This is a genomic window from Mycobacterium interjectum, assembly GCF_900078675.2.
In the GTDB taxonomy this organism is placed as follows: Bacteria; Actinomycetota; Actinomycetes; order Mycobacteriales; family Mycobacteriaceae; genus Mycobacterium; species Mycobacterium interjectum.
The window spans coordinates 789367-804913 of sequence record NZ_LT546236.1; the positions used below are offsets into that span (position 1 = coordinate 789367).

12 protein-coding genes and 1 pseudogene are annotated in these 15547 nt (G+C 70.0%); 5 read left to right on the plus strand and 8 right to left on the minus strand.

Annotation, left to right across the window (positions count from 1 at the left end):
* From BN4348_RS33855 to BN4348_RS33875, 5 genes are all read right to left on the minus strand, one after another.
* A partial coding sequence (locus BN4348_RS33855; RefSeq protein WP_066909166.1) for a CaiB/BaiF CoA transferase family protein occupies window positions 1-1019 on the minus strand: 1019 nt, incomplete at its 3' end.
* On the minus strand, window positions 1016-1792 hold the full coding sequence (locus BN4348_RS33860) for an enoyl-CoA hydratase/isomerase family protein (protein WP_066909076.1): 777 nt from the start codon (window positions 1790-1792) through the stop codon (window positions 1016-1018). The genes BN4348_RS33860 and BN4348_RS33855, both read right to left, overlap by 4 nt.
* A gap of 234 nt (window positions 1793-2026) precedes the next feature.
* Entirely contained in the window at window positions 2027-2854 is an 828-nt protein-coding gene (locus BN4348_RS33865) for an oxidoreductase (protein ID WP_066909080.1), read from the minus strand.
* Window positions 2855-2880: 26 nt separating this feature from the next.
* Window positions 2881-4410: an Hsp70 family protein gene (locus tag BN4348_RS33870; protein ID WP_066909083.1), complete on the minus strand. Its 1530-nt coding sequence runs from the start codon at window positions 4408-4410 to the stop codon at window positions 2881-2883.
* A gap of 203 nt (window positions 4411-4613) precedes the next feature.
* Window positions 4614-4910 (minus strand): hypothetical protein, encoded by a 297-nt coding sequence (locus BN4348_RS33875; protein ID WP_142308625.1) that lies wholly within the window; start codon window positions 4908-4910, stop codon window positions 4614-4616.
* Between the two features lie 226 nt (window positions 4911-5136).
* Here BN4348_RS33875 and BN4348_RS33880 point away from each other — a divergent pair, with 226 nt between their 5' ends.
* The gene (locus BN4348_RS33880) at window positions 5137-5526 is read left to right on the plus strand and encodes a SpoIIAA family protein (protein ID WP_066909089.1); all 390 of its coding nucleotides are present in this window, start codon (window positions 5137-5139) and stop codon (window positions 5524-5526) included.
* On the opposite strand, the gene BN4348_RS33885 is transcribed toward BN4348_RS33880, so the two are convergent.
* Together BN4348_RS33885 and BN4348_RS33890 are read right to left on the minus strand one after the other, a co-directional pair.
* Window positions 5523-7766: a carbon starvation CstA family protein gene (locus BN4348_RS33885; protein ID WP_066909092.1), complete on the minus strand. Its 2244-nt coding sequence runs from the start codon at window positions 7764-7766 to the stop codon at window positions 5523-5525. The genes BN4348_RS33880 and BN4348_RS33885 overlap by 4 nt on opposite strands.
* Before the next feature lie 50 nt (window positions 7767-7816).
* Entirely contained in the window at window positions 7817-9361 is a 1545-nt protein-coding gene (locus BN4348_RS33890) for an ATP-dependent DNA ligase (protein WP_066909095.1), read from the minus strand.
* Window positions 9362-9473: 112 nt separating this feature from the next.
* On the opposite strand from BN4348_RS33890, the gene BN4348_RS33895 reads away from it, so the two are divergent.
* Together BN4348_RS33895 and BN4348_RS33900 are read left to right on the plus strand one after the other, a co-directional pair.
* Complete coding sequence (locus BN4348_RS33895) at window positions 9474-10232, plus strand: SDR family NAD(P)-dependent oxidoreductase (protein WP_066909098.1); 759 nt, start codon at window positions 9474-9476, stop codon at window positions 10230-10232.
* A 112-nt stretch (window positions 10233-10344) separates the two neighbouring features.
* Window positions 10345-12510 (plus strand): acyl-CoA dehydrogenase, encoded by a 2166-nt coding sequence (locus tag BN4348_RS33900; protein WP_066909101.1) that lies wholly within the window; start codon window positions 10345-10347, stop codon window positions 12508-12510.
* Window positions 12511-12592: 82 nt separating this feature from the next.
* Here BN4348_RS33900 and BN4348_RS33905 read toward each other — a convergent pair whose 3' ends face one another.
* On the minus strand, window positions 12593-12925 hold the full coding sequence (locus tag BN4348_RS33905; RefSeq protein WP_096866066.1) for a Zn-ribbon domain-containing OB-fold protein: 333 nt from the start codon (window positions 12923-12925) through the stop codon (window positions 12593-12595).
* Between the two features lie 51 nt (window positions 12926-12976).
* Between BN4348_RS33905 and BN4348_RS33910 the strand changes: the two genes are divergently transcribed.
* The gene (locus BN4348_RS33910) at window positions 12977-14170 is read left to right on the plus strand and encodes a thiolase family protein (RefSeq protein ID WP_066909107.1); all 1194 of its coding nucleotides are present in this window, start codon (window positions 12977-12979) and stop codon (window positions 14168-14170) included.
* Window positions 14171-14236: 66 nt separating this feature from the next.
* A pseudogene (locus tag BN4348_RS33915) lies at window positions 14237-15458 on the plus strand (FadR/GntR family transcriptional regulator).
* The last annotated feature ends 89 nt before the right edge of the window (window positions 15459-15547 follow it).

A 15547-nucleotide genomic window follows, 5' to 3' on the forward strand; every position in this document is an offset into this window, starting at 1 on the left:
GCCGCGGGCCGGCTGCGCGAGAAGCGGGGCGCGGGTGCGGGTTGCGTGACACCGTCGACCTCGATGAAGGCCCGCCGCGCGGCGGCGTGGGGATGCCGGGGCGCCTCGTTCAGTGAAAGCACCGGCGTCGCACAGCATCCCGGCGAATCGAGGATGCGCTCCCACTCGTCGCGGGTCCTCTCGGCGAAGCGCGCGGCCAACTCGGCCCGGTGGGTGGCCCACGTCGCCGGCCGGTCGTCATCCTGGGGCACGTCGACGCCGAGGTGATCGCACAGTTCGGCGTAGAACTTTCGTTCCATCGCGCCGACGGCGACGTGGCCGCCGTCGGCCGTGGCGTAGGTGCCGTAGAAGTGGGCCGCGCCGTCGAGCAGATTGTCCTCGCGGCGGTCGCGCCAGGTGCCAGCGGCGACCATCCCGAAGTACGGCGCCATCAGCGTCGCGGCGCCGTCGACCATCGCCACGTCGAGCACCTGACCCGCCCCCGACTGGCGGGCCTCGAGGATCGCGCTGAGCAACCCCACCGCCAGCAGCATCCCGCCGCCGCCGTAGTCCCCGACCAGATTCAGTGGCGGCACCGGCGATTCGGCGGTGCCGATGCCGTGCAGGGCTCCGGCCAGGGCGATGTAGTTGATGTCGTGGCCGGCGTGCCCGGCCAGGGGTCCGTCCTGCCCGTAGCCCGTCATGCGGGCATACACCAGGCGGGGATTGCGCTCCCGCAACGCGTCCGGCCCGATGCCCAACCGTTCGGCGACGCCGGGCCGGAACACGTCGACGAACCCGTCCGCGTCCGCGGCCAACCGGTGCACCAGTTCCGTGCCGCGGGGATCCTTGACGTCGGCGGCCAGCGACCGCTGGCTGCGCCGGACCGTGTAGTCGATGGGCAGCGCGCCGTCCACACCCGCGGGGGCGTCGACGCGAACCACGTCGGCGCCCAAGTCTCCCAACAGCATTCCGCAAAACGGGGCCGGACCCAGGCCGCCCATCATCACGATGCGCACGCCGTTCAGCGGGCCGCTCACCGGGCCCACTTCGCGCGGCGTTCGGCCGCCTCCTCGGTCGCATGCGCGATCACCTGGTTGCGGTTCTCCAGCTCCAGCGCCGCCGACAGGCTCGCCGCGTCGGTGTTGACCTGCAGCGCGCGCTTGGTCAGCTGCGCGCCGAGCGGCGCGAGGCCCGCGATCAGCCCCGCCAACTCGACGGCGCGGTCGATCAACCGATCGGGGTCGACGACCTCGCTGACCAGCCCCCGCCGATCGGCTTCGCCGGCCGATACCGTGCGTCCGGTCAGCATCCAGTCGGCCGCGACGCTGGTGCCCACGATGCGGGGGAGGTGGTAACTCATGCCCATCTCGGCTCCCGACAGCCCCAGCAGGATGGCCCCGTTGCCGAACGAGGCTCCCGCCGAGCAGATTCGGATGTCGGCGGCCAGGCACAGCGCGAACCCGGCGCCGACGCACGGGCCGTTGACCGCGGCGATGACCGGCTGCGGCACCTCCCGGATGCGTTCGGCGAGCGCGGCCATGCCCTCCTGGAACCGCATCCGATCCAGCGCCGGGGCGGTCGCCTCCGGCGCGCTGGGCCCGAAGTCGCGCACGTCGATCCCGGCGCAAAAGCCGCGACCGGCGCCGGTGAGCACGACCGCACGCACCGAGGAATCGTTCGCCAAATCGTCTAGGGCGCAGCCTAATTCGGTTTGCATGGCCTCGTTGATGGCGTTGAGCCGCTCCGGTCGGCTCAGCCGCACGACGACGACGCCGTCGCGGGGCCGGTCGAGTTCCAGCGTGTGTGGCACCCACCGATCGTAAAGCGTCTCTCGGCCTAGGAGAATAACCTTCTCCAAAATGGGGAAGGGATTCTCGCTCTCGTGCGCGCTGGGCTGCGCCGACGGCGCGGCCGGCCGCACCGTCGACGCCGCGCGGAAGGTGGCGCACCGGTTGTGAGGCAACGAGGCGGTGCCGGGGCAGACCTCGCAGATCTTGCCGCGGCGTGGGAAAGCGACGTGCTGCCCGCGGTGCGCGGCTGAGGCTCAGCCGTAATTGGTGCCGCTGGTCAGCCCTTCCCATTTCGCGATCTCCGCGGCGCGGGCGTCCGCGACGTAGCGGTAGATGGCCAGGGCGTCGGGGCCGAGCAGCAGGAAACCCGGCGGCTCGCTTGACTCGACGGCCGCGATGATCGCCGTGGCCGCCTTGGCCGGGTCGCCGGCCTGGTTGCCGTGCATGGTGTCGTTCTCCTTGCGCCGCTGCCCGGCGGTGGCGGCGTAGTCGTCGATGACCGCGGCCGACTGGGCAAGCGAGCGACCGGCGAAGTCGGTGCGGAAGGCGCCGGGTTCGACGACCGTCACCGAGATGCCCAGCGGCGCGAGCTCACCGCGCAGGGCCCCGCTGACGCCTTCGATGGCGGCCTTGGCCGCCGCGTAGTAGCCGGATCCCACCGGGGTTACCGTCGCGCCGATCGAGGAGATGTTGACGATCGCGCCGCTGCGCCGCGCCCGCATGCCGGGCAGCACCGCCTTGATCATCGCGACCGCGCCGAAGAAGTGCGTCTCGAACAACTCCCGGACCTCGGCGTCGTCGCCCTCTTCGACGGCGGCGCGGTAGCCGTAGCCGGCGTTGTTGACCAGGACATCGAGGCCGCCGAACCGCTCGTGGCCCCGCCGCACGGCGGAGGTGACCTGCGCGGGCTTGGTGACGTCGAGGGCGACGGCCAGCACCCGCTCCGGCGTGGTCTCGGCCAACTCGGCGACCTTCGCGACGTCGCGCGCGGTGACGACGGCGTTGTGGCCGGCGGCGATGACCGCCTCGGCGAGCGCGCGGCCCAGTCCCGTCGAGCAGCCGGTGATCAGCCAGGTGGACATTCGGTGTCTCCCTTCAGCCGTTCGGCCTACGAGGCCGCTGCCGCGCAGCGCTCCAGCCGGAAGGTGCGCTTGAAGCCGGCCGGGTGCGTCGTCAGCGTCACTTCGACGGCGCCGCTGGGGGCGACGACGTAGCGCTCCTCGACATCGGGTCCGTCGCTGCAGCGGCCGACCGGTTGCCGCCCGAGGTCCTCCCGGTCGTACAGGGCCGGGTCGAAGGGGAACAGGACGGGATCGTAGGGCGTCACGTCGCCGTCGGGCCGCCCGTTGACCAGGCGGCTGCACTCGACGAAGCGGAAGTGTCCGATGTTGTGCGCCGCCCGGTAGGCCCGCCGCACGACCAGTGGGGTGCGGCCATCCACCGGAAGGGAGGCGTCCTTCGGCACGATCGGGTCGAACACCACGTCGGTGCCTGCTTGCGCCTCGCGAAAGACCCCGAAGTGCCGCGAAAAGCGTTCGGACAACGCGAAACCCGCCTCCTTGTCGAGGAAGACCGCCAAGCCGATGGCCGTCGCGGCGAACGGGTGCGGGGAGCGCTTCACCCGCTTCTCGCCGAATGCCGTGCGCAGCATCCGAGAAACCAGCGGGAAGCCCCCGGCCCCGCCCACCACGTAGATGCCCGCCACCTCCGACCAGGCCACGTCCCTGCCGCCGGGAGCGGGAGCGTGCAGGACGCGGTCCAGCAGTTCGGTGGTCTTGTCGACGAGCGGCGCGCAGACGGAGTAGACGTCGTCGATGCCACAGGAGAACGGGGGCCGGTCGACCGCGTCGACGCCCGTCAGGTCCACCAGGAAACGCCGCGTCTGTGGCCCGACGGCCTCCTTGCGGGCGGCGCACTCCTGCATGAGCAACTCGCGGGCGGCGGGATCCACCCCCGGCAGGTTCAGCCGGTCCAGGACGAGGTCCACGATCGCCGTGTCGAAGTCGTCGCCGCCGAGGCGTTGGATGCCCTCGCTGATGACGACCTCGTTCTCGTGCCCGGTCATCTTCAGCAGCGACGCGTCGAACGTGCCGCCGCCGAGGTCGTAGACCAGGACGTACTCGCGTCTGGCGGTGATGGTGGAGCGGTACCGATGCGCGTACTCGAGGCTGGCGGCCGACGGCTCGTTCAGCAGCGCGGCGACGTGGAAACCCGCCGCGACGAACGCGTCCAGCGTCAGCAGCCGCTGGGCGCTGGAGGCGTTGGCGGGCACGCTGATCGCGGCCTCGATGGTCTCGCCCGGCGCCAGGATGGCGTTCGAGCGACGCTGCAGGTCGCGTTTCAGCTGGGCCAGAAAGCCGGTGAGGAGGTCGGCCAGCCGGTGGTTGCGGCCGGCCAGGTTGACCTCGGTCTGCGGTCCGGCCTCGTTGAGGAGGCGTTTGAACGACCGCAGCACCGACCAGCCCGGCTCGTGGCGCACGGCGGCCGCGTCCACCCCGAATCGCAGCTCCCCGTCGGTGTTGGCGGCGATGATCGAGGGCCAGGCGTCCAGCCCGTCGAACGAGATGACCGGATAGTTACCCCGGTCGACGGCCGCAACGACGGTGTGGGTGGTGCCAAAGTCGATGCCGACCCTCATTCCGCACAATTCTAGGAGGCTGCAGGGCATTTCGGCACGAACTTTTTCCTCCGGCGTGCCGCCGCGGGCACGCCGTCCGGTGCGGGGCGGTCAATCCTCGAAATGACGGATGTAGTCGCTACGCTCGAGCCACCACTGCAGGCTGTAGATCCCCTTGGCGATCACCACCATCAGCATCGCGGACGCGAGCGTGAGGACAACGTTCATAATCTTTCCATTTCGCGTGCCATGAGGGCGTTCTCGAGGAATCCGTAGCGCTTCGGGTAGTGCCTTCGCTGCGGGGCCGATGCATCGGTCGGGGTGGTGAGGATTCGTCGGGCGATGGCGACCAGCCGGCCGCCGATGCTTTTGCGGTGCACCGCCCCCAAGGCGGTTGCGGTGCTGAAAACCACCTGCTGGGTGCTGATCAGAACCTCGGCGGAGGTCACCTCCACCGGCGGCGCAGCCGAGGGCTGTTGACCGATGGGCGGCGCGTCGAGGCCCGTTGGTGATACCAACATCGTCTACCTCTTTTCCGATGTGGCGCCTTGACCGGGCTATACGGTCCTTGGCGCCACTACCGTACGGTCGACGATCACCCCCTGGCATGCGTAGTTGACTACCTCAACCGCAATTGGCGAAAACGTGGCCAACGGTGGCGATGACGATGACTTTGGCCCCTAGGCCGCCGCGCCCGGCGCAGAGACGATGGCGTCACTGGGGGAATGCGCTTGTGCAGGAGGCGCCGTGATCGAGCTGCTCACGGATTTCCCCGACGACGTCGCCGCGTTCAGGTTCCACGGGCACGTGACCAAGGCGGATTACGACGGGGTGCTCGTGCCCGGCTTCGAAGACAAGCTGCGCCGGCACGAACGGGTGGGGATCTACCTCGAGATCGCCCCCGACTTCGCCGGTTTCGGCCCGGGCGCAATCTGGGCCGATTCCAAGTTCGGTATCGGCCACTACTTCGACTGGGATCGCTGCGCGGTCGTCAGTGACGCGGAATGGGTGAAGCAGATGGCCAGATTCAGCGAGCTCTTTGGGTTCCTCTGGCCCGGGCGCTACCGCACGTTTGACGGGGCGAAAGCCGATGATGCGCGCCACTGGATTGCGCAGCCCGACGGCAAGCGCGATTAACGGCCGGGGGCCGGGACCGCGTCCCATTGTCTTTGCAACTCCCGCTCGGCCGGCGTGGGGATCAGACCGGACGGCGCGAAGCGCTTCGACGGCACCGGCTCTTCCTCGGTCAGCGGCCGGCCGCCGCCGCGAATTGCCTTGACGGCGGCGACAACTCCGGCCACGAACACGATCACGACGACCAGGGCGAACAGGATCGACAGGGCGCCCTGGATGAAGGTGTTCCGGATGACCTCGTCGAGTTGGTGGGCGTTCTTCGCCGCACCGAATGCCGTCTTCCCCGCGCTTCGTGCCGCCAGATACCGGGAATGTTGCGTCCAGTAGCCGATGGCTGGATCCGCGGAAAAGATCTTTTGCCACGACGCCGTCAGCGTGACGGCCAGATCCCACAGCAACGGAATCCCCGGAATCCACGCCCACTTCAGCAGGCCCTTTTTGATGACCACAGCGGTGATGACGGTCAAAGACATCCCCGCGAGCAGCTGGTTGGCGATGCCGAACAGGGGGAACAGCGTGTTGATGCCGCCCAGCGGGTCGGTCACGCCCATCAGCAGGGTGCTGCCCCACGTGGCGACCACGGCCAGGCTGCACAGCCAGACGCCGGGGCGCCAGCTCGGGTTCCGCAGTTTGGCCAGCGGGCCGCCGAAGTTGCCCAGCGCGTCGGAGAGCATGAAGCGGTTGACCCGGGTGCCCGCGTCGAGGGTGGTCAAAATGAACAGCGCCTCGAACATGATCGCGAAGTGGTACCAGAAGGATTTGAGCGCGGCGCCGCCGAAAACGCGCTGCAGCACGTCGGACATGCCCAACGCCAGCGTCGGCGCCCCGCCGGTGCGCGACACGATCGATTTCTCGCCCACGTCGGCGGCGGCCTGGCTGATCTGGCCGGCGGTGGCCGGGGCGCCGGACAGGCCGAGTGAGTTGACGTAGTTCGCGGCGGTGGTCGCGGTGCCGCCGGTCTGCGCGGCCGGGGCGTTGAGGGTGAAGTACAGGTGCTGGTTGATGATCGACGCGGTGATCAGCGCCATGACGGCGACGAACGACTCGGTGATCATGCCGCCGTAGCCGATCACCCGCATCTGCCCCTCTTTTTCCAGCAGCTTCGGCGTCGTCCCCGACGAGATCAGCGCATGGAATCCGGACAGCGCCCCGCACGCGATCGTGATGAACAGGAAGGGGAACAGCGAGCCGGCGAACACGGGACCGTTGCCCTTGGTGGCGAAGTGCGACATCGCGGGCGCCTGCATGACCGGCCGGGCGATGCAGATGCCGATCGCCAGCAAGGCGACGGCGCCGACCTTCATGAAAGTCGACAGGTAGTCGCGCGGCGCGAGCAGCAACCACACCGGCAGCACCGACGCGGCGAAACCGTAGACGATGAGGCACCAGCACAGGGTGACCGGGGACAGGGTGAACCAGGCTGCGCCCCAGGATGTTTCGGCCACCCAGTTGCCGGACGCGACGGCGATCAGCAGCAGCGCGAAGCCGATCACCGAAACCTCCGTCACCCGCCCGGGCCGGATGAACCGCAGGTAGCAGCCCATGAACAGGGCGATGGGGATGGTCATGGCGATGGAGAACACTCCCCAGGGGCTCTCGGCCAGCGCCTTGACCACGATCAGCGCCAGCACCGCGATCAGGATCACCATGATGGCGAGGACCCCCACCAGGGCGGCGGCTCCGCCGGTCGCGCCCAGCTCGTCGCGGGCCATCTGGCCCAGGGAGCGGCCGCGGCGCCGGGTGGAGATCCACAAGACCAGGTAGTCCTGGACGCAGCCGCCGAACACCGCGCCGATGACGATCCAGATCGCGCCCGGCAGGTAGCCCATCTGGGTGGCCAGCACGGGACCCACCAGCGGCCCGGCCCCGGCGATGGCGGCGAAGTGATGGCCGAACAGCACGCGCCGGTCGGTCGGCACGTAGTCGGTGCCGTCGTCGAGAACCTCGGCGGGCGTGGCGTGTTCGTCGCGCGGCCGGACGATCTTCATCTCGACCAGTCGCGCGTAGAACCGGTAGCCGATGATGTAGGTGCAGCTCGCCGCGACGACGAACCAGACGGCGTTCACCGTCTCGCCGCGAACGAACGCGATGATCGCCCAGGCGACGGCGCCGACGACCGCGATCACCCCGAAGACGAGCTTGTGCCGCAGCGTGATGGGGGACCGGTCGATGATCGCGACGGGCGGCAGGTCTTGATCTGTGCGGATGAAGCTGACGTCTTTGTGATGGTCTTCGACTGTCACGGCGGAAACCCTACGCGCGCAAAACCGACAATGCCTGTTGCAGGCGTGTTTTAGTACAGCGCGCGCACGGCGTCGATGGTGTCGGCCTCGGCCGGGCCCTTGTCGTCGCGGTAGCGCACCACCCGGGCGAACCGCAGCGCCAGGCCACCCGGATACCGCGACGACTTCTGCACGCCGTCCAGGGCGATCTCGACGACCTGCTCGGGGCGCACGTTGACCACGTATCCGTCGGTGGCTTCTCCTGTTTGGGAGACCGCGAGCTCGCTGAACCGGGCGGTCTGCCAGTCCAGCATGGCGTCGGTCATTCCCTTGAAAGTCTTTCCCACCATGACGAATTCGCCGGTGGCGGGATCCCGCGCGCCCAGGTGGATGTTGGAGAGCTTGCCGCGACGGCGCCCCGACCCCCACTCCACGGCGAGCACCACCAGGTCCAGCGTGTGCACCGGCTTGACCTTGAGCCAGCCCGCCCCGCGCCGGCCCGCGAGGTACGGCGCGCCGGGCGCCTTGGCCATCACCCCCTCGTGGCCGGCGGCGAGCGTGGCGTCCAGGAAGCGGGCGGCGGCCGCGGGATCGGACGTCAGCAACCGGTCGACCCGCTGCGCGGGCGGGACCAGCGCGTCCAGGGCGGCCAGCCGGTCGGTGGTCGGCGCGTCCAGCAGGTCGGCGCCGTCGCGGTGCAGAACGTCGAAGAAGAACACCGAAAGCCGCTGCGCGGCAACCGCGGCCGCGACATCGACGGACCGGCCGAAGCGCGAGGCCGTGACCTGGAAGCGGTGCGGTGAGTTGTCGGGCCGCAGGGCGATCGCCTCGGCGTCGGCGATCAGGTCGGTGACCGGCAGCGCCAGCGTCGCCTCGACGACCTCCGGGAGCCGGGCGGTGACGTCGTCGAGGCTGCGGGTGTACACCGTGACCTCATCGCCGGCCCGGTGAATCTGCACGCGCGCGCCGTCCAGCTTCGCCTCGAAAATCGTTGTGCCGCTGTGGCGTTCGATCGCATTGGTCACACCGGTCGCGGTCTGGGCCAGCATCGGGCTGACCGGCCGGCCCACCCGCAGGGTGAATGCGTCCAGGGCCGCGGCCGAGCCGGACAGGGCGGCCGCGGCCACCGCCGGCAAATCCCCGCCCAGCATCGCGGCGCGTTGCACCGACGCGACCGGGATTCCGGCGGCCTTGGCGACGGCGTCGGCCATGATGCCGGCCAGCGCCCCCTGGCGCAGCTCGCCGCCGAGCAGCCGCACCAGGAACGCCTGCTCGGTTTGGGTCGCCGCGGCGAACAATGCGTTGAGGAGTTCGGCCCGCCGCGCCTGTGACCCCGTGCCCGACACCGCCCCGATTTCGGAGAAGGCGGCGTCGACCCCGGCGACGGTCAGCGTCGGGGGCCCGGCCCCCGGCGGCGGCCGGGAGCGCAACGACGCCCAGCCGACACCGATCTGGCGTTGGCGTAGCTCACCCGAGAGCCACGCGACGATGATCGCCACCGCCTGAGGGTCGGCGGCGGCGCGGCGCAGCAGGTCGGCGATGTGGGCGACCTTGGTCAGCCGCGATGACGTGCCGCCGACATTAAGCGATGTGCTTGCGACGTCGTGGAGGAGCACGCCGCCCAGCTTGGCATGGCTCGCCGACGGCCCTGCCGGACGGACACGCTAGCGTGCGTAGCTAACGTTACAAATTTCACGGATTCTGACAAGCCTGGAAAAGGAGGCCCGGATGGAGATCAACGGGAAGAAGGTCGTCGTCATCGGCGGCGCGTCGGGGATGGGTCGCGCCAGCGCCGAACTGCTGCACGACCGGGGCGCGGACGTCGCCATCCTCGACCGCGAGGGCTCCGACGGCAAGACCGTCGCCGAGGGCGTCGGCGGTTCGTTCTACCCGGTCGACGTCACCGACTTCGCCGGTACCGAGGAGACGCTGCAGACCGCGGTCGACAAGCTCGGCGGCCTGCACGTCGTCATCACCACCGCCGGCGGCGGCATCGCCAAGCGGACGATGACCAAGAACGGCCCGCACGACCTGGAGTCCTTCCAGTCCGTCATCGACCTCAACCTCATCGCCACCTTCAACATCAGCCGGCTGGCCGCCGCCCACATGGCCAAGAACGAACCCGAGGACGAAGAGCGCGGCGTCATCATCAACACGGCGTCGATCGCGGCGTTCGAGGGCCAGATCGGGCAGGTCGCCTACACCGCCGCGAAGGCGGGCATCGCGGGCATGTGCCTGACCATGGCGCGTGACCTGGGTTCGCTGGGGATCCGCGTGCTGGCGATCGCGCCGAGCCTGTTCGCCACGGGGCTGACCCAGGGCATTCCGGATGAATTCGCGGCGGCGCTCACCAAGGACGCGGCCTTCCCGAAACGCCTGGGCCGGCCCGAGGAGTACGCGAAGCTGGCGGCGGCCATCGTGGACAACCCCATGCTCAACGGCCAGTGCCTGCGGCTGGACGCCGGGCAGCGGTTCGCGCCGAAGTAGGCACCCCCGCCCGGGCGCTCTCGGGGAATAAGTACACTCTTTAGGCAGCCGCCCCGCTCCCCCTCGGAGCGGGGCAGGCAGTCACCCCCGGCAGCGGCGCGAGGAGGCCCTCATGGGTATCGCACTGACCGACGACCACCGCGAACTCGCCGAGGTAGCCCGCGCGTTCCTGACCGCGCAGAAGGCGCGCTGGGCGGCCCGCTCCCTGCTCGACGCGGCCGACGAATCCCGGCCCCCGTTCTGGCACAACCTGGTGGAGCTCGGCTGGCTCGGGTTGCACGTCGACGAAGAACACGGTGGGTCGGGCTATGGGTTGCCCGAGCTCGTCGTGGTCGTCGAGGAACTCGGCCGCGCGGTGGCGCCGGGGCCGTTCGTGCCGACCGTGATCGCGTCGGCGGTGCTCGCCAAAGACGGCACGCCCGAGCAGAAGTCGCGGTTGCTGCCCGGGCTGATCGACGGCACCGTCACCGCGGGGATCGGCCTGGGTGGCGAGGCCCGGGCCTCCGACGGCGTAGCCAACGGCGACGCCGGGATCGTGCTGGGTGCCGGGCTGGCCGACCTGCTGGTGATCGCCGCCGGTGACGACCTGCTGCTGCTGGAACGCGGCCGGCCCGGCGTCTCGGTGGACGTACCCGACAACCTCGATCCGACCCGGCGCTCCGGACGCGTCAGCCTGGACAACGTCAGCGTCGGCTCCGACGACATCGTGTTCGGGGCGCGGGAATCGGCGCTGGCCCGCGCGCGCACCCTGCTGGCCGCCGAGGCCGTCGGCGGGGCGTCCGACTGTGTGGAGGCCGCCGTCGACTACGCCAAGGTGCGCCAGCAATTCGGCCGCACCATCGCGACTTTCCAAGCCGTCAAGCATCATTGCGCCAACATGCTGGTGGCCTCCGAGTCGGCGACCGCCGCGGTGTGGGATGCCTCGCGCGCGGCGGCGGAGGATGAGGATCAGTTCCGCCTGGTCGCCGCCGTGGCCGCCGCGCTGGCCTTCCCGGCGTATGCGCGCAATGCCGAACTCAACATTCAGGTGCACGGCGGCATCGGCTTCACCTGGGAGCACGACGCCCACCTGCACCTGCGCCGGTCGCTGGTGACCGCGGCGCTGTTCGGCGGGGACGCCCCGGCGGCCGACGTGTTCGAACGCACCGCGGCCGGCGCCGTACGCGAGAACAGCCTGGACCTGCCGCCCGAGGCCGAAGAGCTGCGCACCCGCATCCACGCCGACGCCGCCGAACTCGCCGCCCTGGACAAGCAGGCGCAGCGCGACAAGCTGATCGAGACCGGCTACGTGATGCCGCACTGGCCCCAACCCTGGGGGCGCGGGGCCGACGCGGTGGAGCAGCTGGTGATCGAGGAAGAGTTCCGCACCGCGGGCGTCAAGCGACCCGACTACGGGATCACCGGCTGGGTGATCCTGACCCTGATCCAGCACGGAACGCCTTGGCAGATCGAAAGATTCGTGGAGAAGGCGCTGCGCAAAGACGAGATCTGGTGTCAGCTGTTCTCCGAGCCGGATGCCGGATCGGACGCGGCGTCCATCAAGACCCGCGCCACCCGCGTCGACGGTGGCTGGAAGATCAACGGGCAAAAGGTGTGGACCAGCGGGGCGCACTACTGCGCGCGGGGGCTGGCCACCGTGCGCACCGACCCGGAGGCGCCGAAGCACGCCGGCATCACCACGGTGATCGTCGACATGAAGGCGCCCGAGGTCGAGGTGCGGCCGCTGCGGCAGATCACCGGCGGCTCGGATTTCAACGAGGTGTTCTTCAACGACCTGTTCGTGCCCGACGAAGACGTCGTCGGCGAGCCCAACACCGGGTGGACGGTCGCTCGTGCCACGCTCGGCAACGAGCGCGTCAGCATCGGCGGCAGCGGGTCGTTCTACGAGGGCCTGGCGGACATGCTGATCGAGCTCGCCCGGCAGCGGCCGGATCAGTTGGCGGGGGCCAACATCCGCGTGGGAAACTACCTGGCCGATGACCACGCGCTGCGGCTGCTGAACCTGCGCCGCGTCGCCCGCAGCGTCGAAGGGGCGGGCCCGGGACCGGAAGGCAACGTCACCAAACTCAAGCTGGCCGAACACATGGTGGACGGCGCCGCGATCTCGGCGGCGTTGCTGGGGCCCGAGGTCGCGCTGGGCGACGGGCAGGGCGCGTTGGCGAGCCGCATGATCATGGGGGCGCGCGGCATGTCGATCGCCGGCGGCACCTCGGAGGTCACCCGCAACCAGATCGCCGAGCGGATCCTCGGCATGCCGCGCGACCCGCTGATCAACTAGCCCTTTTTCCGGCGAGCGTGCGTGTTTGCACAACGACACGCCGCGCGGGCCGGCATTTTGCGCACGCTCGGCGCCCGGCAGGCTAGGCCGGCGCGAATTGGGGCGCGCCGCCGCTGCCCTTGTCGGGCTGGATGTCGACGGGCATCCCGCACGTCACCGAATCGGGCTCACAGCCAACGATATTGGCCGCCACCCGCAGCCCGCTCTGTTCGGCGAGCTCGACGATGGCGATCACATAGGGGGTCGCAATGTCGGGGTTGTACGGGTGGTGATTGACCGTGTAGGTGAACACCGTGCCGCGCCCGGATACGGCTCGCGCCACCAGCGGGGCGCCGCAGTCGCGGCATTCGCCGGCCGCCGGATGAACCCAGCGCGCGCACGTGTCGCAGTGTTCGATCAGCAGCTGGCCTGACACGCCCAATACAGTACACTCTATTGATTCGACTCGGGTGGACGGGCGGTGCGTATGACCTATTTCGAAAAGGACGCGATCTTGTCCGGCGTCGGCATCTCGCGAATAGGCCGTCGCACCGGCATTCCCGGCCTGGAGCTGACCATGGAGGCGGTGCGGGCGGCCATCGAGGATGCCGGCCTGGCTCCGGCGGACATCGACGGAATCGCCACCCTGGGCGACACGCCCGCCGCGGACGTCAACGCCGAACTGCGCATCGAGGCCGCCGACTGCGGCGCCGGCTTCGGCACCGGCGGCCTGCTGAGCCCGGTGATGTCGGCGTGCCGCGCGGTCGCCGAGCGGCGCGCCCGGCATGTGGTCGTGTACCGGACGATCCAGATGCTCGGCGGCACGGTGCCCGTCAAACCGCAGGAGGACGCGCCCGCGCAGCCGCTGGCGCGCATGTTCGCCACGCCCGAAGGGGCGCCGCGCCCGGCCGTCGGCGCGATGGACGACGTCAACGATCTGGTTGCGGCGCATGCCTATTCGGCGGCGAACTGGCTGGCGCTGAACTGCCGCCGGCACATGGAGCTGTACGGGACCACCAAGGAACAGCTGGGCTGGCTGGCGCTCAACGGCAGACGCAACGCGGCGCTGAATCCGCTTGCGGTCTACCGCGAACCGATGACCATGGCCGACTACCTGGGAGCGCGCCCGGTGTCCACGCCGTTCGGGCTGCTGGATTGCGACGTTCCGATCGACGGCTCGGTCGCGGTGGTGGTGTCGAACGCGGAGTATGGCCGCGACTGCCCGCACCGCGCGGTGGCGGTCGAGGCGATCGGCGGATCCGACGGTGCCGGTGGCTGGTTCCACCGGGCCGACTACCCCAAGATGGCGATGTCGGACGCCACCGCGCAGATGTGGTCACGCACGCAGTTGACGCCGGCCGACCTCGACGTCGCCGAATTGTACGACGGTTTCACCTATCTCACCCTTGCCTGGTTGGAAGCCCTCGGGGTGTGCGGCGACGGCGAGGGCGGGCCGTTCGTCGAGGGCGGCGGGCGAATCGCCCGCGACGGCCAGCTGCCGCTGAACACCTACGGTGGCCAGCTCTCGGCCGGGCGCATGCACGGCTACTGGGCCCTGCACGAAGGGTGCCTACAGCTGCGCGGCGAGGCGGGGGACCGCCAGGTCTCGAAACGCCCCGAGGTCGGCGTGGTCTCGGTGGGCGGTGGGCCCGTCGCCGGGTGCATGCTGCTGACGTGTTGAGAGAGCCTGTGGGAGAGCGCGATTGAGCCTGTAAGCCGCGAGCCCGATGCCGGCCGGGCGAACAAGATGGCTTCGAAGGTTGCCCGCCACATCGAAGCCGACGTCGTTCGCCGCGGCTGGACCGTCGGCGAATCGCTGGGCTCCGAACAGGCCCTGCAACAGCGCTACGGCGTCAGCCGATCGGTGCTGCGGGAGGCCGTTCGCCTCGTCGAACACCATCAGGTCGCCCGAATGCGCCGCGGACCGGGCGGCGGGTTGCTGATCTGCGAGCCGGACGCCGGCCCCGCGACCCGCGCCGTCGTCATCTACCTCCAGTACGTGGGCACCACCCTCGTCGACCTGCTCAACGCGCGCCTGGTGCTGGAGCCGTTGGCGGCCTCGCTGGCCGCGGAGCGGATCGACGAAGTCGGCATCGACCGCCTGCGCTCGGTGCTGCGCGCGGAGCAGCACTGGCGGCCGGGCATGCCGGCGCCGCGCGACGAGTTCCACATCGCGCTGGCGGGGCAATCCAAGAGCCCGGTGCTGCAACTGTTCATCGACATCCTGATCAGGCTCACCACCCGGTACGCCCTTCGGTCGCGGACCGACTCGGCGACCGAGGCCATCGAGGCGGTCGACCACGTGCACAAGCACCACGCCCAGATCGTCGCCGCCGTCACCGCCGGCGACGCGGCGCGGGCCAGGTCGCTCTCCGAGCGGCACGTCGAGGCGGTGACCGCCTGGCTGCAGCGGCATCACNCGGGAAGCGGTGCGGCTGCTCGAATACCACTCCGTGGCGCAGATGCGCCGCGGGCCGGGCGGCGGGCTGATCGTCACCCGCCCGAGGGCCGAGGCGAGCATCGACACCATGGCCCTGTACCTGCAGTACCGCAAGCCCACCGGCGAGGACCTGCAAAGCGTCCGCGATGCCATCGAGATCGACAACGTCGCCAGGGTCGTCAAGCGCCGCAACGATTCCGAGGTGGCGGCCTTCTTGGATGCGCATCGGGGCGCCCCTGGGGGCGGCGTGCGCGAGGCCCCCGAGGCCATGGTCGACGAGGTCCGGTTCCACCTCGGCCTGGCGCAGCTGGCCGGCAATGCGCTGCTCGACTTGTTTCTTCGGATCATCATCGAGGTGTTTCGCCGGCACTGGTCCAGCTCCGGGCAGGCCCCTCCGACGTGGGACGACGTGGCTGCCGTCGAGCACGCCCATGTGCGGATCCTGCAGGCGATCAAGGCCGGCGATGACAGCCTCGCGCGCTACCGCATCCGTCGTCATCTGGACGCCGCGGCCTCCTGGTGGCTGTAGGAGCCGCCCCGCGCGGTTGTGATCCGCTGGTTTGCTTACCGAGGGTCCTTATCGGGTATGGGGAGGGGGAATGTAGACGGCCGGTCCAG

Excerpts from the sequence above, each read along its gene's own strand:
- BN4348_RS33865 (WP_066909080.1), bottom strand. The coding sequence starts at position 2,854 with ATGTCCACCTGGCTGATCACCGGCTGCTCGACGGGACTGGGCCGCGCG.
- BN4348_RS33870 (WP_066909083.1), bottom strand. The coding sequence starts at position 4,410 with ATGAGGGTCGGCATCGACTTTGGCACCACCCACACCGTCGTTGCGGCC.
- BN4348_RS33875 (WP_142308625.1), bottom strand. The coding sequence starts at position 4,910 with ATGTTGGTATCACCAACGGGCCTCGACGCGCCGCCCATCGGTCAACAG.
- BN4348_RS33895 (WP_066909098.1), top strand. The coding sequence starts at position 9,474 with ATGGAGATCAACGGGAAGAAGGTCGTCGTCATCGGCGGCGCGTCGGGG.
- BN4348_RS33900 (WP_066909101.1), top strand. The coding sequence starts at position 10,345 with ATGGGTATCGCACTGACCGACGACCACCGCGAACTCGCCGAGGTAGCC.
- BN4348_RS33910 (WP_066909107.1), top strand. The coding sequence starts at position 12,977 with ATGACCTATTTCGAAAAGGACGCGATCTTGTCCGGCGTCGGCATCTCG.